This window comes from Micromonospora sp. IBHARD003, assembly GCF_056106285.1.
This window is the reverse complement of record NZ_JBWBBX010000001.1, coordinates 6,060,784-6,081,023: the sequence shown is the minus strand read 5'-3', so window position 1 is coordinate 6,081,023 and position 20,240 is coordinate 6,060,784. Positions and strand designations below refer to the sequence as shown.

Annotated in this window: 19 protein-coding genes and 2 pseudogenes; 5 read left to right on the top strand and 16 right to left on the bottom strand. The window is 69.9% G+C overall.

From position 1 onward, the window contains the following. Window positions 1–129 precede the first annotated feature (129 nt). Together gabT and ACTWOL_RS27110 are read left to right on the top strand one after the other, a co-directional pair. Complete coding sequence (gene gabT, locus ACTWOL_RS27115; RefSeq protein WP_474299402.1) at window positions 130–1,464, top strand: 4-aminobutyrate--2-oxoglutarate transaminase; 1,335 nt, start codon at window positions 130–132, stop codon at window positions 1,462–1,464. Between the two features lie 124 nt (window positions 1,465–1,588). Next, window positions 1,589–2,359 (top strand): phosphatase PAP2 family protein, encoded by a 771-nt coding sequence (locus tag ACTWOL_RS27110; protein WP_474299401.1) that lies wholly within the window; start codon window positions 1,589–1,591, stop codon window positions 2,357–2,359. A gap of 752 nt (window positions 2,360–3,111) precedes the next feature. On the opposite strand, the gene ACTWOL_RS27105 is transcribed toward ACTWOL_RS27110, so the two are convergent. The 6 genes from ACTWOL_RS27105 to ACTWOL_RS27080 all read right to left on the bottom strand — a co-directional run bounded on the left by ACTWOL_RS27105 (window position 3,112) and on the right by ACTWOL_RS27080 (window position 10,348). Next, complete coding sequence (locus ACTWOL_RS27105) at window positions 3,112–4,527, bottom strand: NAD(P)/FAD-dependent oxidoreductase (RefSeq protein WP_474299400.1); 1,416 nt, start codon at window positions 4,525–4,527, stop codon at window positions 3,112–3,114. Window positions 4,528–4,584: 57 nt separating this feature from the next. After that, window positions 4,585–5,382 (bottom strand): ABC transporter permease, encoded by a 798-nt coding sequence (locus ACTWOL_RS27100; RefSeq protein WP_474299399.1) that lies wholly within the window; start codon window positions 5,380–5,382, stop codon window positions 4,585–4,587. Continuing rightward, window positions 5,382–6,317, bottom strand: a complete 936-nt coding sequence (locus ACTWOL_RS27095; protein WP_474299398.1) for an ABC transporter permease — start codon at window positions 6,315–6,317, stop codon at window positions 5,382–5,384. The genes ACTWOL_RS27100 and ACTWOL_RS27095 overlap by 1 nt, the downstream gene beginning before the upstream one ends. Further along, window positions 6,314–7,465, bottom strand: a complete 1,152-nt coding sequence (locus ACTWOL_RS27090; RefSeq protein WP_474299397.1) for an ABC transporter ATP-binding protein — start codon at window positions 7,463–7,465, stop codon at window positions 6,314–6,316. Before ACTWOL_RS27090 ends, ACTWOL_RS27095 begins: the two co-directional genes overlap by 4 nt. Before the next feature lie 44 nt (window positions 7,466–7,509). Next, window positions 7,510–8,760: an ABC transporter substrate-binding protein gene (locus tag ACTWOL_RS27085; protein WP_474299396.1), complete on the bottom strand. Its 1,251-nt coding sequence runs from the start codon at window positions 8,758–8,760 to the stop codon at window positions 7,510–7,512. Window positions 8,761–8,833: 73 nt separating this feature from the next. Continuing rightward, window positions 8,834–10,348: a gamma-aminobutyraldehyde dehydrogenase gene (locus tag ACTWOL_RS27080; RefSeq protein ID WP_474299395.1), complete on the bottom strand. Its 1,515-nt coding sequence runs from the start codon at window positions 10,346–10,348 to the stop codon at window positions 8,834–8,836. A 175-nt stretch (window positions 10,349–10,523) separates the two neighbouring features. Between ACTWOL_RS27080 and ACTWOL_RS27075 the strand changes: the two genes are divergently transcribed. Then, a complete protein-coding gene (locus tag ACTWOL_RS27075; RefSeq protein ID WP_474299394.1) occupies window positions 10,524–11,114 on the top strand; it encodes an NADAR family protein in 591 nt (196 codons plus the stop codon). 72 nt (window positions 11,115–11,186) lie between these two features. On the opposite strand, the gene ACTWOL_RS27070 is transcribed toward ACTWOL_RS27075, so the two are convergent. Continuing rightward, entirely contained in the window at window positions 11,187–11,927 is a 741-nt protein-coding gene (locus ACTWOL_RS27070) for a DUF4190 domain-containing protein (RefSeq protein ID WP_474299393.1), read from the bottom strand. A gap of 111 nt (window positions 11,928–12,038) precedes the next feature. On the opposite strand from ACTWOL_RS27070, the gene ACTWOL_RS27065 reads away from it, so the two are divergent. Together ACTWOL_RS27065 and ACTWOL_RS27060 are read left to right on the top strand one after the other, a co-directional pair. Continuing rightward, complete coding sequence (locus ACTWOL_RS27065; RefSeq protein ID WP_474301271.1) at window positions 12,039–13,064, top strand: adenosine deaminase; 1,026 nt, start codon at window positions 12,039–12,041, stop codon at window positions 13,062–13,064. Window positions 13,065–13,074: 10 nt separating this feature from the next. Then, complete coding sequence (locus ACTWOL_RS27060; RefSeq protein WP_474299391.1) at window positions 13,075–13,791, top strand: glycerophosphodiester phosphodiesterase; 717 nt, start codon at window positions 13,075–13,077, stop codon at window positions 13,789–13,791. 71 nt (window positions 13,792–13,862) lie between these two features. On the opposite strand, the gene ACTWOL_RS27055 is transcribed toward ACTWOL_RS27060, so the two are convergent. The 9 genes and pseudogenes from ACTWOL_RS27055 to ACTWOL_RS27015 form a co-directional block, all read right to left on the bottom strand. Continuing rightward, the gene (locus tag ACTWOL_RS27055; RefSeq protein ID WP_474299390.1) at window positions 13,863–14,171 is read right to left on the bottom strand and encodes a hypothetical protein; all 309 of its coding nucleotides are present in this window, start codon (window positions 14,169–14,171) and stop codon (window positions 13,863–13,865) included. 286 nt (window positions 14,172–14,457) lie between these two features. Further along, window positions 14,458–15,057 carry a hypothetical protein gene (locus ACTWOL_RS27050; protein ID WP_474299389.1) on the bottom strand — a complete coding sequence of 200 codons (600 nt, stop codon included), beginning with the start codon at window positions 15,055–15,057 and terminating at the stop codon, window positions 14,458–14,460. Further along, window positions 15,054–15,605 carry a hypothetical protein gene (locus tag ACTWOL_RS27045; RefSeq protein WP_474299388.1) on the bottom strand — a complete coding sequence of 184 codons (552 nt, stop codon included), beginning with the start codon at window positions 15,603–15,605 and terminating at the stop codon, window positions 15,054–15,056. Before ACTWOL_RS27045 ends, ACTWOL_RS27050 begins: the two co-directional genes overlap by 4 nt. Window positions 15,606–16,149: 544 nt before the next feature. Next, the gene (locus tag ACTWOL_RS27040) at window positions 16,150–16,677 is read right to left on the bottom strand and encodes a hypothetical protein (protein WP_474299387.1); all 528 of its coding nucleotides are present in this window, start codon (window positions 16,675–16,677) and stop codon (window positions 16,150–16,152) included. A gap of 32 nt (window positions 16,678–16,709) precedes the next feature. Beyond that, entirely contained in the window at window positions 16,710–17,246 is a 537-nt protein-coding gene (locus tag ACTWOL_RS27035) for an HXXEE domain-containing protein (RefSeq protein WP_474299386.1), read from the bottom strand. A 68-nt stretch (window positions 17,247–17,314) separates the two neighbouring features. Then, complete coding sequence (locus tag ACTWOL_RS27030; protein ID WP_474299384.1) at window positions 17,315–17,971, bottom strand: TetR/AcrR family transcriptional regulator; 657 nt, start codon at window positions 17,969–17,971, stop codon at window positions 17,315–17,317. 182 nt (window positions 17,972–18,153) lie between these two features. Beyond that, window positions 18,154–19,578 (bottom strand): acyltransferase domain-containing protein, encoded by a 1,425-nt coding sequence (locus tag ACTWOL_RS27025; protein ID WP_474299383.1) that lies wholly within the window; start codon window positions 19,576–19,578, stop codon window positions 18,154–18,156. A gap of 61 nt (window positions 19,579–19,639) precedes the next feature. Continuing rightward, a pseudogene (locus tag ACTWOL_RS27020) lies at window positions 19,640–20,008 on the bottom strand (beta-ketoacyl [acyl carrier protein] synthase domain-containing protein); the annotation flags it as partial. A gap of 52 nt (window positions 20,009–20,060) precedes the next feature. Further along, window positions 20,061–20,168 (bottom strand): annotated as a pseudogene (locus tag ACTWOL_RS27015) (SDR family NAD(P)-dependent oxidoreductase); the annotation flags it as partial. Between the last annotated feature and the right edge of the window lie 72 nt (window positions 20,169–20,240).

The following is a 20,240-nucleotide window of genomic DNA, read 5'->3' as shown; positions in this document are numbered from 1 at the left end:
TGCTCTATGTCCGTGACGGACAACGACACACCTGCACCACTCCCGAACGGAGCATGCCGGACCCCCTGGGCCGGATCTAGCCTGCGAAGAAAGCAGAAGTGCGTCCGAAAGACACCCCCAGGAGCCCTCATGACCGACATCCCGCAGGAGCGCCGCGTCGTCACCGCCATTCCCGGCCCGAAGTCGCAGGAGCTGCAGGCCCGTCGTCTCGCCGCGGTCGCCGGCGGCGTGGGCTCCGTGCTGCCGGTGTTCACCATCCGCGTCGGCGGCGGCATCATCGAGGACGTCGACGGCAACCGTCTGATCGACTTCGGCTCCGGTATCGCCGTGACCTCCGTGGGCGCGTCCGCCGAGGCCGTCGTACGCCGCGCGTCGGCCCAGCTGCAGGACTTCACCCACACCTGTTTCATGGTCACCCCGTACGAGGGCTACGTGGAGGTCTGCGAGGCCCTCGCCGAGCTGACGCCGGGCGACCACGCCAAGAAGTCCGCCCTGTTCAACTCGGGCGCCGAGGCCGTCGAGAACGCCGTCAAGATCGCCCGCTCGTACACCAAGCGCCAGGCCGTCGTCGTCTTCGACCACGGCTACCACGGCCGCACCAACCTCACGATGGCGCTGACCGCCAAGAACATGCCGTACAAGCACGGCTTCGGTCCGTTCGCGCCCGAGGTCTACCGCGTCCCGGTCGCCTACGGCTACCGCTGGCCCACCGGCCCCGAGAACTGCGGCCCCGAGGCCGCCGCGCAGGCCATCGACCAGATCACCAAGCAGATCGGCGCCGAGAACGTCGCCGCGATCATCATCGAGCCGCTGCTCGGCGAGGGCGGCTTCATCGAGCCGGCCAAGGGCTTCCTCCCGGCCCTGGTGAAGTTCGCCAACGACAACGGCATCGTCTTCGTCGCCGACGAGATCCAGTCGGGCTTCTGCCGCACCGGCCAGTGGTTCGCCTGCGAGGACGAAGGCGTCGTCCCGGACCTGATCACCACCGCCAAGGGCATCGCCGGCGGTCTGCCGCTCGCCGCCGTCACCGGCCGCGCCGAGATCATGGACGCCGCTCACGCGGGCGGCCTGGGTGGTACATACGGCGGAAACCCGGTGGCCTGCGCCGGTGCGCTCGGCGCCATCGAGACCATGCGCGAGCAGGACCTCAACGGCAAGGCCAAGCGCATCGAGGAGGTCATGAAGGGCCGCCTCGCCGCGATGCAGGAGAAGTACGAGATCATCGGCGACATCCGCGGCCGCGGCGCCATGATCGCCATCGAGCTGGTGAAGGACCCGGCCACCAAGGAGCCGAACCCGGAGGCCGCGGGCGCGCTCGCCAAGGCCTGCCACGCCGAGGGACTCGTCGTCCTCACCTGCGGCACCTACGGCAACGTGCTCCGCTTCCTGCCCCCGCTGGTGATCGGCGAGGACCTGCTGGGCGAGGGCCTGGACATCATCGAGGCGGCTTTCGCCGGGGTCTGAAAACCGATTCCTGGGAGTAACCCCCAGTAATCGCGCGCTCCCTGTGAAGAACGTGTGGGGGGCCAATGGCGGGATGGAATTCCGGCTGTTGGTCCCCCCTCCTGCTGCCGTACGGTTTCCGCAGATGAGAGAAACACCCCGCTCGCAGGGGACTGCGAGCGATCCCGGGCCGGAGCCTCCCCAGCCCCTGCCTGGCCGTGCCCTCGCGCACACCACCGGAGCCATCGGTTCCGGAACTCCTCACCGATCGGATGGCCGCCCGCCCCAAACCCCCCGGGGCGCGCGGTACACCGGTCAGGGCGGCCGCCTCGGAACCACCCCCCCTGTTCCGGGGCGGTCGGCTGTTCCTCTCGCACTCCCGGGGGTAATCCTCGCGCTCTTCGCGCTGATCACCTGGCAGATCGCTGCACACGGCCCGCTGCGCACCCTGGACGAGCGCCTGGACCGGGCGCTCGTGGGCGAAGGTCCGGCCGGGCTCACCGAATTCCTCGCCGATCTCGGCAATATGGCGGTCGCGTTGCCCGTGCTCGCCGTCTCGGCCGCCTACGCGGTGTACCGCCACCGGCGCGCCGAAGCCCTGGCCGCCGTGTTCGCGATGGCGCTCGTCCCGGCCCTGGTCGCTCCGCTCAAGGCGCTGACCGGCCGCCCGGGGCCGCTCACCGCGGAGACCGGCTACTACCCGTCGGGCCATGCGGCGACGGCGTTGGTGGCGTACGGCGCCGCGGCCCTGCTGCTGGCCGGGCGCCCGCGGACCGCGGCTCTGGCCGCCGCGGCCCTCGCCACCCTCGGCAACCGGTGCCGGCCTCGTCCTGCGGGGATACCACTGGCCGCTGGACGTACTCGGCAGCTGGTGCCTGGGCGCGCTGCTGCTCCTCGCGGCGGCGTGGGTGCCTAGGGCATGGGGAACGCGTCACCGGTAGCAGTCCCGGCGTCCGGACGCCCGGCACCGCCGTCGAGCGCAGGACGCTGGTGCCGCCGACGGCCGTGGTGGTGACGCCTAGCCGTGACCGGATAGGTTCACCGGCTCGAGGCGCCCTGCACGGCGCCTCGCTGCGTTGTCGAGTCACCCGAGTACATCCAGTACAAGGGCGACCTCCCCCAGCCTCCGGCCGGGGGTACCCCCACCGCCTTGCGATCCACCGCACCGGACGCCGCGAGCTTCCCGGCAAACCTATCCGGCCACAGCACTAGGGGGTTTCTGATGGATCTCCGTGGAGGAAGGAGCGGCGTCCGGTGCGTGCTCTCGGGGTGCCGAAGCCCTCGTACGGGACGTACTTGGGCTTTCGGCCGGTGCGGCGAGTGGGGGTACCTCCCACGCCGTAAGGCCGTGGGGGCGTGCCGGGCGACGCGACGCCGCGGAGATCCATCAGAAGCCCCCTAGCCGGCGTTCGCCCGGCTCCATCCCGTGACGTCGTCCCCGGCCGGTCGTTGAGCAGACCGGTCAAGCGAAGTGCAGAAGTGCGCGTGCCCCCGGGGAATGCTCTCCCCCGGGGGCACGTCTGTGCCCGGCGGCTCAACCCCGCGTGTACGCATGGCAGTTGGCGCGACGCCCCGGCTGCCCGTGGCACGGGCGCCGGCGCGGAAGGCAGGAACTGCCCGCAGAGGTGCGGCCGCTCGCCACGCAGGTCGCCGACGCGGCGGCCGGACTCAGCTGTCGAAGCCCAGCCCCAGCCGGTCCATCGCCCGCAGCCACAGATTGCGCCTGCCGCCATGGGCATCCGCGCGGGCCAGCGACCACTTGGTGATGCCGATGCCCGCCCAGGCGACCGGCTCCGGCGGGAACGGCATGGGCTTGCGCCGCACCATCTCCAGCTCGGTGCGCTCGGTGCGCTCGCCCGCGAGGAGGTCCAGCATCACCTCGGCACCGAAGCGTGTCGCGCCCACACCGAGTCCGGTGTACCCGGCGGCGTACGCGACCTTCCCGCCGTGCGCCGCGCCGAAGAAGGCGGAGAAGCGGGAACAGGTGTCGATCGCGCCGCCCCAGGCATGGGTGAAGCGCAGCCCCTCCAGCTGCGGGAAGCAGGTGAAGAACTGCCCCGCCAGCTTCAGATAGGTCTCGGGCCGGTGGTCCAACTCGGCGCTGACGCGTCCGCCGAAGGGATAGATCGCGTCGTAGCCGCCCCACAGGATGCGGTGGTCGGCGGTGATACGGAAGTAGTGGAACTGGTTGGCGCTGTCCCCGAGCCCCTGGCGCCGCTGCCAGCCGATCGCCTCGCGCTGGGCGGCCGACAGCGGCTCGGTCATCAGCGCGTAGTCGTAGACCGGGACGGTGTAGGACCGGACACGCTTGACCAGGGACGGGAAGACGTTCGTGCCCAGGGCGACGCGCCGGGCGAAGACCCGGCCGTACGGGGTGCGGACGGCCATCGCCGCTCCGGACGAGGACAGCCGGAGCGCACGGGTGTTCTCGTAGATCCGTACACCGAGATCGAGGCAGGCCTGCTTGAGACCCCAGGCGAGCTTCGCGGGATGCAGCATCGCGACGCCGTCCCGGTCCCACAGCCCGCCGAGGAAGGTCGGCGAGTCGACCTCGGAACGCACCGCGTCCTGGTCCAGGATCTCCATGCCGTCCGTGACGCCGAGACCCTCGGCCACCTCGTACAGCTCGCGGAGTTCCTCGAGCTGGTACGGCTCGGTCGCGACGTCGATCTCGCCGGTGCGCTCGAAGTCGCAGTCGATGCCGTAGGCGGCCACGGTGTTCTCGATGGCGTCGAGATTGCGCGCGCCGAGCTCCTCGAGTCTGGCCATGTCGTCCGGCCAGCGGGCGAGCCCGTTGCCGAGACCGTGGGTGAGCGAGGCGGCGCAGAAGCCGCCGTTACGGCCCGAGGCGGCCCAGCCCACCTCACGGCCTTCGATCAGCACGACATCCCGTCCGGGGTCCCGCTCCTTGGCGAGGAGCGCGGTCCACAGTCCGCTGTATCCGCCACCGATGACGAGCAGATCGGTCCGCTCGTCGCCGGTGAGCGCGGGCAGCGCGGGGGGCTTGCCGGGGTCTTCCAGCCAGAAGGGGACGGGCTGGGCGTCGGAGAGTGATGAGGCAAAGGTCATGGCAGCTGGGGCCATGGTTTCCACTCCTTCGGAGCTCGCCCGGGGGCCACTGGGGTCCCCGGGCCTCGGGTGCTACCTGGTCAGCGCGGTCTTCTTCCGCCGGCTGGAGACGATCTGGCCGGCGAGCACGATGACGACGGCGATGAGGAACATGGCCGTACCGATGACGTTGATCTGGACGGGCGTACCGCGCTGGGCCGAGCCCCACACGAACATGGGGAAGGTGACGGTGTTGCCCGAGTTGAAGTTGGTGATGATGAAGTCGTCGAAGGACAGCGCGAACGACAGCATCGCTCCCGCGGCGATACCGGGCGCCGCGATCGGCAGGGTGACGCGCAGGAAGGTCTGCACGGGGCCGGCGTAGAGGTCCTTGGCGGCCTCCTCCAGCCTCGGGTCCATCGACAGCACGCGCGCCTTGACCGCCACCACCACGAAGCTGAGGCAGAACATGGTGTGCGCGATGAGGATGGTCGTCGGGCCGAGCTCCGCCCCCAGGTTGAGGAAGAGGGTCAGCAGCGACGCCGCCATGACGACCTCGGGCATCGCCATCGGCAGGAAGATCAGCGAGTTGATCGCGCCACGCGCCCGGAAGCGGTAGCGGACCAGCGCGAAGGCGATCATCGAGCCGAGGACGGTGGCGCCGACGGTGGCCCAGAGGGCGATCCACAGGGAGAGGCTGAGCGAGTCGCACATGTCGGCGACACCGCACGGGTCCTTCCAGGCGTCGGTGGAGAACTCCCGCCAGGAGTAGTTGAAGCGCCCGGCCGGCTTGTTGAACGAGAACACCATCACGATGATGTTCGGCAGGATCAGATAGGCCAGCGTGAGCAGGCCCGCGATCACGACGAGATTGCGCCGAATCCAGTTCATCAGACGAGGTCCTCCGTCCCTGCCCGGCGGATGTAGACGGTCACCATGATCAGCACGACCGCCATGAGAATGAACGACAGCGCAGCCGCGGTCGGATAGTCGAGCACCCGCAGGAACTGCGACTGGATGACGTTGCCGACCATGCGGGTGTCGGTGGACCCGAGCAGCTCGGCGTTGACGTAGTCACCGCTGGCCGGAATGAAGGTCAGCAGAGTGCCGGAGACGACACCGGGCATCGACAGCGGGAAGGTCACCTTCCGGAAGACCGTCGAGGGCTTCGCGTACAGGTCACCGGCCGCCTCGTGGAGCCGCGGGTCGATCCGCTCCAGCGAGGTGTAGAGCGGCAGGATCATGAACGGCAGGAAGTTGTACGTCAGACCGGTAACGACCGCGAGCGGCGTGGCCAGGACCCGGTTGCCCTCGGTCATCCCGAGCCAGCTGGTGACGTCCAGGAAGCCGATGGTGTTCAGCACGTCCACCACCGGTCCGCCGTCGGCGAGGATCGTCTTCCAGGCGAGCGTACGGATCAGGAAGCTGGTGAAGAACGGCGCGATGACCAGGACCAGCAGCAGATTGCGCCAGCGTCCGGCCCGGAAGGCGATGAGGTACGCCAGCGGATAGCCGAGCAGCAGACACAGGATCGTGGCCGTGCCGGCGTAGAGCACGGAGCGCAGGAACTGCGGGTAGTACTCGGACAACGCGTCCCAGTAGGTCTGGAAGTGCCAGGTGACCTGGAAGCCCTGCTCCAGGGACCCGGTCTGCACCGAGGTCGACGCCTGGTAGACCAGCGGCAGGGCGAAGAAGACGAGCAGCCAGAGGATGCCCGGCAGCAGCAGCCAGTACGGCACCAGCGTCCGGCGCAGCGAGGGCTTGCGCACGACGGGTGCCGGCTGCGGCTCGGGGGGCGCCGCGGTGGCCTCGGAGACGGTCGTCATGCTGCCTCCTCCACCGTCTCCACACCGGCGTCGATGTCCTGTGCGGCGTCGAGGCCGAAGGTGTGCTCGGGGTTCCAGTGCAGGACGACCTCGGCGCCGGGCGTGAAGCGCCCGTCCCGCTCGACGTTCTGCACGTACACCTCCAGCTCCGGGCAGACCGGGCTGTCGATGACGAACTGGGTGGAGACACCGATGAAGCTGGAGTCGGCGATCTTCCCGGTGAAGCGGTTGCGGCCCTCGGGGATGCTGTCCGCGTCATCGGCGTGCACGAGCGATATCTTCTCGGGCCGCACGCCCACCAGGAGCTTCCCGCCGGTGCGCGGCTGGGTGGCGACCCGTGCGGCCGGCAGCCGCAGCCTGGCGTCCGGGGCGCTGACCAGGATGTCACTGCCGCCGGCCTCGACGACCTCGGCCTCGATGAGGTTCGACGTGCCGAGGAAGTTGGCCACGAAGGTGGTCTGCGGGTTCTCGTAGAGCTCGGCGGGCGCGCCCAGCTGCTCGACCCGTCCGCCGTTCATCACCGCGACGGTGTCGGCCATCGTCATGGCCTCCTCCTGGTCGTGGGTGACGTGGACGAAGGTGATGCCGACCTCGGTCTGGATGCGCTTCAGTTCGAGCTGCATCTGGCGGCGCAGCTTGAGGTCGAGGGCGCCGAGCGGCTCGTCGAGGAGCAGCACCTGCGGGTGGTTGATGAGGGCCCTGGCGACGGCGACGCGCTGCTGCTGGCCGCCGGAGAGCTGGTGCGGCTTGTGCTTGGCCTTGTCGCCGAGCTGGACGAGCTCGAGCATGTCGTCGACCTGCTTCTTCACGGACTTGACTCCGCGGCGGCGCAGACCGAAGGCGACGTTCTCGTAGATGCTCAGGTGCGGGAAGAGCGCGTAGCTCTGGAAGACGGTGTTGACCGGGCGCTTGTACGGGGGGAGGTCGGTGACGTCACGGTCACCGAGGTACACGGTCCCGGCGGTGGGGTCCTCCAGTCCGGCGATCATCCGCAGCGTGGTCGTCTTGCCACAGCCGGATGCGCCGAGCAGGGCGAAGAAGGAGCCCTGGGGCACGGTCAGGTCGAGCGGGTGCACGGCGGTGAAGGAGCCGTAGGTCTTGCTGATCCCGGAGAGTCGGACGTCGCCGCCCGCGGTCTTGTCTGTCATGGGTCGCGATCCCGGTGGTCTAGGCGAGCAGGGTGCAGGAACGATCAGGCGCCGATGAGCTTGGCGAACTTCTCTTCGTACGCCGTCTCTTCCTTGCTGCTCAGCGAGCGGAAGGAGTGGGACTTGGCGGCCATGGCCTTGTCCGGGAGGATCAGCGTGTTCTTGGCGAGCGCCGGGTCGATCTTCGTGAGCTCGGGACCCACGCCCTCGACCGGGCACACGTAGTTGATGTAGGCGGCGAGCTGGGCCGCGACCGGGAGCTCGTAGTAGTAGTCGATGAGCTTCTCGGCGTTGGTCTTGTGCCGCGCCTTGGCCGGGACCAGCAGATTGTCGCTGGAGGTCATGTAGCCCGCGTCGGGGATGACGAACTGGATGTCGGGGTTGTCGGCCCGCAGCTGGACGAGGTCGCCGGCCCAGGCCAGACAGGCCGCGATGTCGCCCTTGTCGAGGTCCGAGGTGTAGTCGTTGCCCGTGAAGCGGCGGATCTGCTTCTTGTCGACGGCCTTCTGTACCCGCGCGATCGCCGCGTCGTAGTCGTCGTCCGTGACCTTGGCGGGGTCCTTGCCCATGTCGAGCAGGGTCATGCCGATGGTGTCGCGCATCTCGGACAGGCACGCGACCCTGCCCTTGAGGGCCGGGTCGTCGAACAGCTGCGAGACGCTCTCGATCTTGCGGCCGCCGGTCGCCTTGGCGTTGTACGCGATGACGGTCGAGATACCGGTCCAGGGGTACGAGTAGGCCCGCCCCGGGTCCCAGTCCGGACTGCGGAACTGCGGCGACAGATGGGCGTAGGCGTTGGGCAGGTTGGAGGGGTCGAGCTTCTGCGCCCAGCCGAGCCGGATCATACGGGCGGCGAGCCAGTCGGTGACGCAGATCAGATCGCGTCCGGTCGCCTGGCCGGCCGCGAGCTGGGGCCTGATCTTGCCGAAGAACTCGACGTTGTCGTTGATGTCCTCGGTGTACTTGACCTGGATCCCGGTGCGCTTGGTGAACGCCTCCAGCGTGGGACGGCTCTTCTCGTCGTCGCTGATGTCGATGTACTGCGTCCAGTTGGAGAAGCTGAGCTGCTTCTCCTTCGCCGAGTGGTCGTCGGACGCCGCGGCCCCTTGGCCCTCACGCTTCGCCGGCGGGATCCCGCAGGCACTCAGCGCGCTCATGCCACCGATGGTGAGCGCGCCGACGCCGGACGCACGCAGCAGGGAACGACGGGATAGGGCGCCCCGGCCGTTCGTCATGCTGCGCCGTATCGCGGCCTCCTGGGCCGCCGAGAGGTGCTCGGGCTGGTACTGCTTCATGCGCTGTGCCCTTTCGGGGGTTCATTCGCCGCCGAAGCTGCGGCGGGGGCCACGCGGCGGGAGCCGCTGATCGTTACCGGTCTCCGAAGATCGTGCGGTGCCAGTCCTTCCTGGCGACCGCGGTGTTGTCGTACATCACATGCTTGACCTGCGTGTACTCCTCGAAGGAGTACATCGACATGTCCTTGCCGAACCCGCTGGCCTTGTAGCCGCCGTGGGGCATCTCGCTGATGATCGGGATGTGGTCGTTGACCCAGACGCAGCCCGCCTTGATCTCGCGGGTCGCACGGCCCGTGCGGAACACGTCCCGGCTCCAGGCCGAGGCGGCGAGGCCGTAGGGGGTGTCGTTGGCCAGTGCGATGCCCTCGTCGTCGGAGTCGAAGGGCAGCACGACCAGTACCGGCCCGAAGAGCTCGGACTGGACGACCTCGCTGTCCTGGGCGGCTCCGGCGATCAGCGTCGGGAGGTAGTACGCCCCCTTCTCCAGGTCTCCGCCGGGGGCCCGGCCCCCGGACACGACGGTGGCGTACGAACGGGCCCGGTCCACGAATCCGGCGACCCGGTCGCGCTGGGTGTGCGAGACCAGCGGGCCGAGGTCGGTGGACGGGTCGAAGGGATCGCCGAGCCGTACGGTCGCCATCAGTTCGGCGACTCCGCTGACGAAGGCGTCGTAGAGGGGGCGCTGGACGTAGGCGCGGGTCGCGGCGGTGCAGTCCTGACCGCTGTTGATCAGCGCGCCCGCGACGGCGCCGTGCACCGCGGCTTCGAGGTCGGCGTCGTCGAACACCACGAAGGGCGCCTTGCCACCGAGCTCCAGGTGGAGCCGCTTGACGGTGGCCGTGGCGATCTCGGCGACGCGCTTGCCGACGGGGGTCGAGCCGGTGAACGAGGTCATGGCCACGTCCGGGTGCCCGACCAGGTGCTCGCCCGCCTCCCGGCCCGCGCCGGTGACGATGTTGACGACGCCGTCGGGGATACCGGCCTCGGCCGCGGCCTGGGCGAACATCAGCGAGGTCAGCGGGGTGATCTCGGCGGGCTTGAGGACGATGGTGTTGCCCGCGGCGACGGCGGGGAGGACCTTCCAGGCGGCCATCTGCAGCGGGTAGTTCCAGGGCGCGATGGAGCCGACGACACCGATCGGCTCACGGCGTACGTAGGACGTGTGGTCACCGCTGTACTCGCCGGCCGACTGGCCCTGCAGATGGCGCGCGGCTCCGGCGAAGAACGCGGTGTTGTCCACCGTGCCCGGCACGTCGAACTCACGGGTCAGCTTGATCGGCTTGCCGCACTGCAGCGATTCGGCCTGGGCGAGGTCCTCCGCCTGCTCGGCCAGCACGGAGGCGAAGCGGTGCAGGGCGTCGGAGCGCTCTCCCGGGGTGGCCCCGGCCCAGGCGGGGAACGCCTCCCGCGCGGCGGCGACGGCGGCGTCGACGTCCGCCGTGCCGGCCAGTTGGTACTCGAGGACCTGCTCTCCGGTGGCGGGATCGACGATTGCGTGATTATGTCCCGAAGTGCCCGGACGCAGTCGGCCGCCGATGTACTGCACGCCGTCTGCGAAGCGGTCCTGTGCCTGGAAGCGGTTGCCCATGACGCTCTCCGTTGTTCCAGCTCGAATTGAGTGCCGATCCTGACAGAGGGATGGTTCTCCAACAAGTGATTCCGTAGTTGCCTTTTGGTTACGCGACGGATTCGGTCGACCATGTGTCGCGTCACAGTGCCCATCCCGGTACGGAGTGTCAGTGGTGGGTGTCACACTCGCGTGCATGGGGATGACCAGCACGACCGCTGAGGCCCTGATCGAGCGGATCAGGACCGGTGAGCGGATGAAGTTTCTGTACTTCTGGGGGCATACACCGCGCCGTGACGGTGAGATCGGGCCCGCCTGTCTGAGTCAGTGGTGGCCGGCGCCGTTCACCGTGGACGGAACCGCGTATGCGACCGCCGAGCACTGGATGATGGCCGGGAAGGCGCGGCTTTTCGGCGACGCGGAGGCCGAGCGCCAGGCGCTCATGGCACCGAACCCCGCCCTGGCGAAGAAGGCGGGCCGACTGGTGCGCGGCTTCGGCGAGGAGATATGGCAGCGCGAGCGCTTCGCGATCGTGGTCGCGGGCAGCGTGCACAAGTTCTCGCAGGACCCGCGGCTGCGGAGCTATCTGCTGTCGACCGGTGACCGCGTGCTGGTGGAGGCGAGCCCGGTGGACCGGGTCTGGGGTATCGGCCTCGCCTCGGACGACGAGCGGGTCCGTGATCCGGCGCAGTGGCGCGGGCTGAATCTGCTGGGTTTCGCGCTGATGGAGGCGCGTGAGCGACTGCGTGCCCAGGGAGTGGAGGCCGGGGCGGTCCCGGCGAGCTGAACGGGGGGCGCGGACGGGGCAGGAAGCGGGACGGCCGGGCGGCGCGGGGAGCCGCCCGGATGGCCCGTCCCGTCAGCGTGGAGCGGCGGAGACGATCAGGGTCGTCGCCCAGGGGTCCGTGTCGGCCTTCCTGTCATCCCATCGGTCGACGTTCATGAACAACCACACGAAGAACGCGATGATGGAGATCCCCAGCACGATCCCGATGGACCCGAGGATGATCCCCGCGAGGGCCTGGCCCTTGTTGGTCGCCTCGCCCCGCTGGTACCGCTTGCGGCCCAGGATGCCGAAGATCAGGGCAAGGACGCCCAGGATCAGGCTGGGGATGCCGTACAGGCAGAAGAGGCACACGGCGAGGATGCCGAGGACCATCGCGGCGACGCCCATGCCGTTCTGCGGCGGGGCGCCCATTCCCCAGGAGCCGGAGTACCCGGGATATCCGGGGTAGCCGTACCCCGGTGCGGCGGATGCCGGCGCCGCCGGGTAGCCGTACGGTCCGGGAGGCGTCTGCGTGGGCCCACCCGGGGACGCCGGCGGCGGCGGTACGGCGCCTGCTCCCCCGCCCGTGTCCGCGGGCGGGGTACCGGGCGCGGCGCCCGGTTCCATCCCCGGCATCGATGTCAGGGTCGGCTGGTCGTGCACGCCACGGCCGGCCGGCGGCGCATCCGGGACGGGCTGGTGCGGGGGCTGCCCGGCCTTGCCGAGGCTCACCCCGCCGTGCGGTTCCTGTCCGCCCTGGGTCGTGCGCCGCTCCGGCGGGGCCCAGGGGTCGTTCGGCTCCCGCCCCGTCGGCTGGTCGCGCTGATCCGGCATATGTGGTCCTCCCCCATCGAGAAATGGTCATGCTACGGGCCGCGTACAGGACCGCAGCCACCGCGCCTACGATGATCCATGACCGGGACGGCCCAGCACACGGAGGACCCGATGACCGATCTGAGCCCCTTCATCGCGGGACTGCCCAAGGCAGAGCTGCACGTCCACCACGTCGGCTCGGCGTCACCGCGCATCGTGTCCGAGCTGGCCGCCCGGCACCCGGACTCCAAGGTACCCACCGACCCGGCCGCCCTCGCCGACTACTTCACCTTCACCGACTTCGCCCATTTCATCGAGGTCTATCTGTCCGTCGTCGATCTGATCCGCACTCCCGAGGACGTCCGGCTGCTGACCTTCGAGGTCGCCCGTGACATGGCCCGGCAGAACATCCGGTACGCCGAGCTGACGATCACCCCGTTCAGCTCGACCCGCCGGGGCATCCCCGACCAGGGCTTCATGGAGGCGATCGAGGACGCCCGCAAGGCCGCCGAGGCGGAGCTCGGGGTCGTGCTCCGCTGGTGCTTCGACATCCCGGGCGAGGCGGGGCTCGACGCGGCCGAGGAGACCACCCGGCTCGCGGTCGACCTGCGCCCGGACGGGCTGGTCTCGTTCGGGCTCGGCGGACCCGAAATCGGGGTGCCCCGGCCGCAGTTCAAGCCGTACTTCGACCGTGCGATCGCCGCCGGACTGCACTCCGTCCCGCACGCCGGTGAGACGACGGGCCCCGGCACGATCTGGGACGCGCTGATCGATCTGCGCGCCGAGCGGATCGGACACGGCACCAGCGCCCCGCAGGACCCCGCGCTGCTGGCGCACCTCGCGGAGCGGCGGATCGCGCTCGAGGTCTGCCCCACCTCGAACATCGCGACGCGCGCCGTCACGAACCTCGACGAGCACCCCGTCAAGAAGATGGTCGAGGCCGGTGTGCTGGTGACCGTCAACAGCGACGACCCGCCGATGTTCGGCACCGACCTCAACAACGAGTACGCCGTCGCGGCCCGGCTCCTCGACCTCGACGAGCGCGGGATCGCCGCGCTCGCCAAGAACGCCGTCGAGACGTCCTTCCTCGACGGTGCCGGGAAGGCGCGCATCGCCTCCGAGATCGACGCCTTCACCGAGAAGTGGCTGGCGAAGTGAGGCCGGCGCCATGCGCACCGTCACGCTGGTAGGGCATCGCGGTGATCCGTACACCGCGCGGGAGAACACCGTCGCGTCACTGCGCGCCGCCGTGGAGCACGGCGCGGACGCCGTGGAGATCGACGTCAGGCTGACCCGTGACGGCGTGCCCGTGCTGCTGCACGACGACACCCTGAAACGGCTGTGGGGCCATGACCGCCTGCTCGACTGGCTCTCCCACACACAGCTGACCGAGCTGACGTCCGGCGGAGTACCCACCCTGCGCGAGGCACTCACCGCGGTGGCCGACCGCCGGCTGATGCTCGATCTGCCCGGTGCCGACGAGGCCGCGGTGCGCGCCGTCGTCGCCGCGGTACGGGACGTCGGCGCGGACGGCCGTGTCTACTACTGCGGCGGGCTGGACGCGATGGTCGCCGTCCGGGCCGCCGACCCGGGCGCCGAGATCGCCCTGACCTGGACGACCCTGGCACCGCCGCGGCCGGTCCTGCTGGACGTGGTGCGGCCGCGCTGGCTCAACTACCGTTTCGGGCTGGTGAGCCGGGAACTCGCCGACCGCGTCCATGCGGACGGCTGTCTGCTCTCCGCCTGGACGGCGGACACCCGCCGTACGATGCGCAGGCTCGTGAACCGGGGAGTCGACTCGATCACGACCAACCGGGTCGCGACCCTCGCCGCCGTGCTCCGCGCGTCCCGCGCCGGGACCGCCGCGGGACGGGACGGGGCCTGACCCCGGGCGCCGGCAGGCACCGCGCGGGTCAGGCCCCGTGACCCTGCCGGGCTCGCGCCCGGCGGTGCGGGTCAGCCCTCGTCCTTCTTGCGGAACGTACGGCACCCGCCGACGGCGGCGACGGCCACGCCCGCGAAGACGCCGAAGGGGATCGCGTCGACCGGAGGACCGGTGAACAGCCGGGCGGTGCCGACGGCGATGAGCACGACCGCGAGCACCACGAAGACGGCGGTGAGGGCATCGATGGCGTAACGCCTGTGCCTCGCCCGGCGGTTGGCCAGCTCCTCGGCGACGACCGCCCGCACGCTCTCGGGCGCGGACTTCGATTCCGGGGGGTTGCGCTGCGCGGGCTCGGTGCCGTCGCCCGGCGAGGGGAGCACGACGGGCGGCATCGTGACCGGCGCGAGCGGCGCCGACGCGGACCTGGCCGCCTTCTTCCGCGTGTAGGCGGGCCTCGACGTCCCACGCTGCGAGGGGCGGCCCACGGACGGGGACGAGTTCCGTACTGCGCCTGACTGCGCTTGGCATCGTGTGCGACGCTTACCCATGGGTGCCCCATTTCGGATGGTTCGGATTTCACTGACGGGAATTCGGACGGTCCGTGACCGGTGCCGGCAATGGCCGCCGGACTCTTGGCCTGGTAACCCGGGTCCGGCGGCCACCTGACTACGCCCTGATGGGGCGTCGGTGAGTGGTTTTGTTGCCGCGTCGCCATGCGGGAGCCGTCGCGCACACCACGACGATGAGCAACAGCATCATGCCGACGATGCCCAGGCTGGCCACGCAGGCCACGGCCGTGGCGGCGGCGATCACCAGGAGACGCCCGAGATGCTGGTCCCAGCCGGTCGCCGGTTCGCTCCGCGTCACGAGGACCTTCCTCGTCGAGTACGGATACGCCGTGGCGTTGCACGGGTGCGCACCGAGCGGCTCCCACTGGGCCGACCAGTCGTCAGGGCGGTACGGTCCGGCGTCGACCAGGACCGGAGGTGTCCCTCGCCCGGTACGCTCGCTGAACTCGCCGGTGTTGCCGCGGCGTTTGACATCGCGTGGCTTCTGGGCTCCTGGATGTCCGTCCACCGAGCCCTCCCGGGCCCGGCGAGCGGCACGCTCCTCGATTTCCGAGCGGACTCCCAGATAGATCTGCCAGTTGGCGTCGAGCCGTCCTTCACGCGTGGCCGGACCCGCTGGATACACCACATGCCGGACGCGGTGCCTGCGGACGAACAGCCGCAGCACCGCCTCCAGCAGCGCGGAGATTGCGTTCATTCAACCCATCCCATCTGTTCGGTGTCGCGGAGGAAGCTCTCCAGCTCCTCCACCGGGACGCCGGCGGCTGCCAGCCCTTGACGCGCGCGTCGGAGAGCGCCACGGCCCCCCGATCCGGACAGCGGGTTCATGCTCGACCAGCTGCGCAGGAGTTTCGTGCTCTCCTTGCTGCTGAGCCCGCATACGGCCATGCAGATGAAGGCCCACTTCTGCTTGTCCCGGAGTTCGTCGACCTGCTTCAGGAAGGCCATGAGCGCCGCGCTCTCGCGGGCGAACATGTCCTGGAGCGAGAACCAGTGCGGAGGAAGTGCCGGGTCATCGGTGTCGACCTCGACGGCGAGGCGCACCGCACGGTCCACCAGGTCGTCGACGACCTCCTCGAGGCCCTTGTCGATGAGATCCGTGCCGACTTCCGGCAGCCCCAGCACGAGCGCCCGGCTGGTGATCGCCGTGTAGTCGATGCGTGGATGCCGAATGGAACGGAACGTCCGCTCCCGGATGACGTGCAGATAGTGCTGGCCGATGTAGTCCCGGGGGTTGCCGGGCACAGGTTGCCCGGGGCCGTTCCCGCAGGGCGAGGGCGGTTCCCCGATCGGCAACCAGATGCGGTCCGGCTCCCGTCCGCCAGGGGCGGGCGTACCGGACCGGTCGTGCTCAGGTGTCGGAACACAGTTGCTCATCGGGGCCCTCTCGATGCCTTGTTGTCGCGCGCCGGCATCTCGGTGCAAGTTCCGAGAACTCCAGCTTGCGTCCAGAGTGAGGCATGTTCTGAAAGGGTGTTTCATTTCAACAGATGGTCAATTCTGCTGCGTTTGATCTTAGTTATTGCTTTTGATCACTATCGACCGATCTTGCTCATGAAGCCTGACGGCCCGTTCGCCGCTGACACTACGGACGCCCCGAAGAGGGTGTTGCATTCGCCGCCCTCCCCCCGCAGAGCGGGGCCCGGTGGACGGCAACGGCCCGTGGCGGTGCGGCTGTCGCCGCGGCCACGGGCCGAGGAAAAGAGGAGTGCGGGAAAACGGGAGTACGGGAGTACGGGAGAAGCGGACCGGCTCGGACCCGGATGTGCCGTATGGATGGGGCGCGCGGTCAAACGGCCGCCGGTACGCGCACGGGCTCGCTCAGCGCCTCCAGCCGCTTGATCAGGCGCCGCACGAACAGCAGCGGGATCACCCCGAAGACCCCGAAGGACATGTCGATGACGCTCCACCAGAACGGGATGCCCCGGATCGGGCCGCAGATCAGCGCCAGCGGGATGATGCCGCCGCAGGCGATCATGCCGAACTCGACGACCCAGACGTTGCGCACCGGGTCCCGGTACGGGCCGTAGAAGGCCACGGCGATGACGAGGTGCGCGAAGGCCAGCCAGTCGGTGCCGTACAGCAGGAAGGGGTAGTCCGCGTCGGCGGTGTCGAGTCCGTGGCGGACGCGGGCGATCCACTCCAGCAGCCCCGGGAAGACATCGGCCACGGGCGAAGCCCAGGACGTCAGCGCGGAGTGGACGGCGTGCAGCTCGGTGACGAGGGGGAAAGCCGTCGCCCCACTCAGCACCAGGCAGACGATGAAGACGGCCAACCACACGCGTATGCGGCGCAGAAGCGCTCTTCGCTCGCTCATGTCCGCAGCGTACGCCCGGGTTTACGGGCCCTTTACCGGGCCCCGGTGACCTTCCGGGCGACGGCGTGCGAGACGATGACGGCACCTGTGGCCGTTGCCAGGCCGGTGAGCACGTCACGCTTGCGGGTGGGCCGCAGCACGCCCGCCTTGCGCAGCCTGCCCCGTGCCCAGAGCGTGAAGGGAACCACCAGCAGCGGGGACGTGACGGAGCCCGGGGTGTATCCGCGGAACGCGGCGGCCTGGGCCAGGTGGACGAGTCCGTGGAGTCCGAAGCCGTTCAGCGCCCCCTGGAAGAAACCGGACCGGCCGCCCGAGCGCTGCCCTGCCACGGTGGCGGCGCCGACGATCGTGGCCATGGCCCCCACCGCGACGGTGAACTCGCGCTCGTCGACGGATTCCAGGATCTTCCAGAGACCTTCGGGCGCGCCGGGGAACCGCTTGCGCAGCACCGGGACGTTCTCCCGTACCCAGCGCGGCCCGGTGACCAACTCCTCGGCGTCGTGGACGGCCCAGGCGGCCAACAGCCCATAGGTGACGAGCGAGTTCACTCCTTCCCTGCGATGACTCACGGCGGAGCCTCCACGCCCGACGGCGTCACGTAAACCGGACAAGAGGTGGCCCTCGATCTCGTTGACGATCATGGATTGGTGTCGGGTCCGTCCTCGCCGCGGACGAAGCCGACCGCCTCCGCTCGGGTCGGCCCCGGGGCGTGAGGCAGGATGCCGTTCAGGATGATCCGGAGCATCTCGCGGAGTTCGAAGTGGAGCGACGGCCGGTCGTCCGGACTCTGTGACCAGCGGTAGAGCAGACCGAGGTAGGAGTCCCGCAGGATATTGCCGACGCGCAACGGGTCGATGCCGTTGGCCACTTCGCCCCGGCGGCGGCCGGCCTCGATGATCTGGGCGAAGAGTCGTCCGGCGTTCTTCTCCTCCAGCAGCGGGCCGCCTGTCCTGACCCATGCCTGGAGCATGGTCGCGGTCAGCTCGCGGTCCTCCTCGTTGAACTTGGCCAGGGCCGCCACGCACCGCTCGAGATGGACGGTCACGTCGTCGCTGCGCGACTCCATCACCTCGTCCATGAAGTTTTCCAGGCGCCGCTTTCGAGCGTCGGCCCAGTTGATGATGAGGTCTTCCTTGCGCTGGAAGTAGTTGAAGAACGTGCCCCGGGCTACGTCCGCACGCTCCGCGATCTGATCGATGGTGGTGCGCTCATAGCCCTGCTCGGCGAAGAGGGAGAGAGCGGAGGAGTAGATGGCGTCCCTGACCCGCTGCTTGCTGCGTTCGCGACGGCTCATGGGGCGACTGGTCTCGGCGGTCAAGGCTCCCTTGCCACTTCTCTCTTTGTGTCTTCGCAGACTTCTCGAGTGGAAAATTGGATACTACGGTACATCTATGGGCCCGAGTACACAACGGGCGGTGGGCGCCATCGGAGTCGACGGCCCGGGCAGCGTGCACACCGGACCACGGGCCATTCAACTCACCTTCTCGGCCAGTGCGTTGGCAAGCTCGTCCACGGATTCTCCTCGTCCTGGTGGCGTCGCAGGAGCGCGACCGCGGTGGCGGGCACACCGTGCTCCTCGAGAGTGGAGCAGACGGACCGGACGAGGACCGGATGCGGGCTGACCTCGACATAGACCGTGTCCTCCTTCGCAGTCGCGCGCACGGAGTCGGCGAACCGGACGCGTTCGCGCAGGTTCTCCATCCGGTAAGCGGCGTCGAGCGAGGCGTTCTCGACGGGAGCGCAGCGCGTCGAGGAGAACATCGCGGTCGTGGGGCGCATCGGGGTCAGGTCGCTCAGCGCCGCCGGAAGGTCCGCGCGCAGCGCGTCCATGGCCGGCGAGTGTGATGCCACATTCACCTTGACCGGGCGACTGGACACACCGTCGGCTTCCAGGCGCCGGGCCACCTCGTCCACCGCGTCGACGTCACCGGCCAGCACCGTGACGCGCGGAGCGTTCTCCGCCGCCACGCACACCGCGCCGTCGTAGGGTGCGACGACCTCGCGGGCTTCGTCCGCCCCCAGTTCGACGGCGAGCATCAGGCCTTGCCCGGCCAGTCGCTGCATCAGCGTGCTGCGGCGGCAGATCACCGCTGCCGCGTCCCGCAGGGACAGGGCCCCGGACACATACGCGGCGGCGGCCTCGCCCATGCTGTGGCCCATGCACAGATCGGGTTCGACGCCCCGGTCCCGCAGCATTTCGGCCAGGGCCACCTCCATCGCCCACAGCACCGGCTGCACGACGGCGGCGTCCGGGGCGAGCTTGGGGCGGTCGTCGGTGAGCACGTCGAGCACGGACCAGCCCGTCTCCTCACGCACGGCCTCGTCGCACGCGGTCAGGGTTCGTCGGAACGCGGCGTCCGTGACGTGCAGGCGGCGGCCCATCCCGAGCCACTGCGAGCCCTGGCCGGGGAAGACGTACGCGATCATGCGACCGGTGGTCGAACCGGTGTCGGCGAGGCCGCCGTCCGGGCTCTCCTCGCCCGCGGCCAACGTCCGCAGGGTGCCGGCGAGTTCGTCGTGGTTGCGACCGATCGCCCACAAGCGGCACGGCATGGCGTCGCGCCGGGCCGCGCTTGTGTGGCAGATGTCCCGCAGCGGGACGTCGCGGCACGCGCCTCCCTCCTCCAGGAACGCGGCATGGCGCTCGGCGAGTGCGCGCAGGGAGGTCATCGACCGGGCGCTGAGGACGAGCAGTTCGGGCCGTACGCATGCGCCGACGCGGCGGGCACCGGTGCCGTGACGGCGTCGGGCCGGTACTCGCCGATGACGACGTGGGCGTTGGTGCCGGACAGGCCGAAGGAGCTGACGCCCAGGAGCGCGGTGGGTCCTGCGGGCCGGAGTTCCCGGTTGTGGGCACGGCCTCCAGCGGGCCGCCCTCGGCCAGGAGGGGGTGGGGGTCACGCAGGTGCAGCGAGGCGGGGAGGGTCCGGTGCCGGGCGATCAGCACCGTCTTGATCAGACTGGCGATGCCCGCGGCGGCCTCGGCATGGCCGATGTTGGTCTTGACCGAGCCGACCGGCAGCGGCCGTGCGCACGGCTCCTCGGCCTCCAAGGCCTCGGTCAGGGCGCGCAGTTCGACGCCGTCACCAACGGTCGTCCCGGTGCCGTGCGCCTCGACGTAATCGAGTTGAGCGGGCGTGACACCGGCGCTGCGGCAGGCCTCGCGCACCATCTGCGTCTGACCGGACACGGCGGGCCGGAGCAGCAGTCCGCTGCCGGCGCCGTCGTTGGTCACCGCGCTGCCGCGCAGCACGCCGAGGACCCGGTCGCCGTCGCACAGGGCGTCGGACAGGCGCTTGAGCAGCACCGCCCCGACTCCCTCGCTGCGTACGAAGCCGTCCCGTGACGTCCGCCGTGATGCCGAGCAGTCCCTCGGGCGGTTCGCCGGAGCGGTGGCAGACGGCGACCTTGTCGCCGTCCGCCGCGAAGGCTCTGGCCACGGCGAGTCCGATGCCCCGGCTGGCGCCGGTGACGAAGACCGAACGGTTCATGGTGGTGCTGCTCCTTGTCCCGGCGCCCCGCCGTGGGGCGCCGTGTGGTCAGGCCCGGGTGAAGACGAGGGC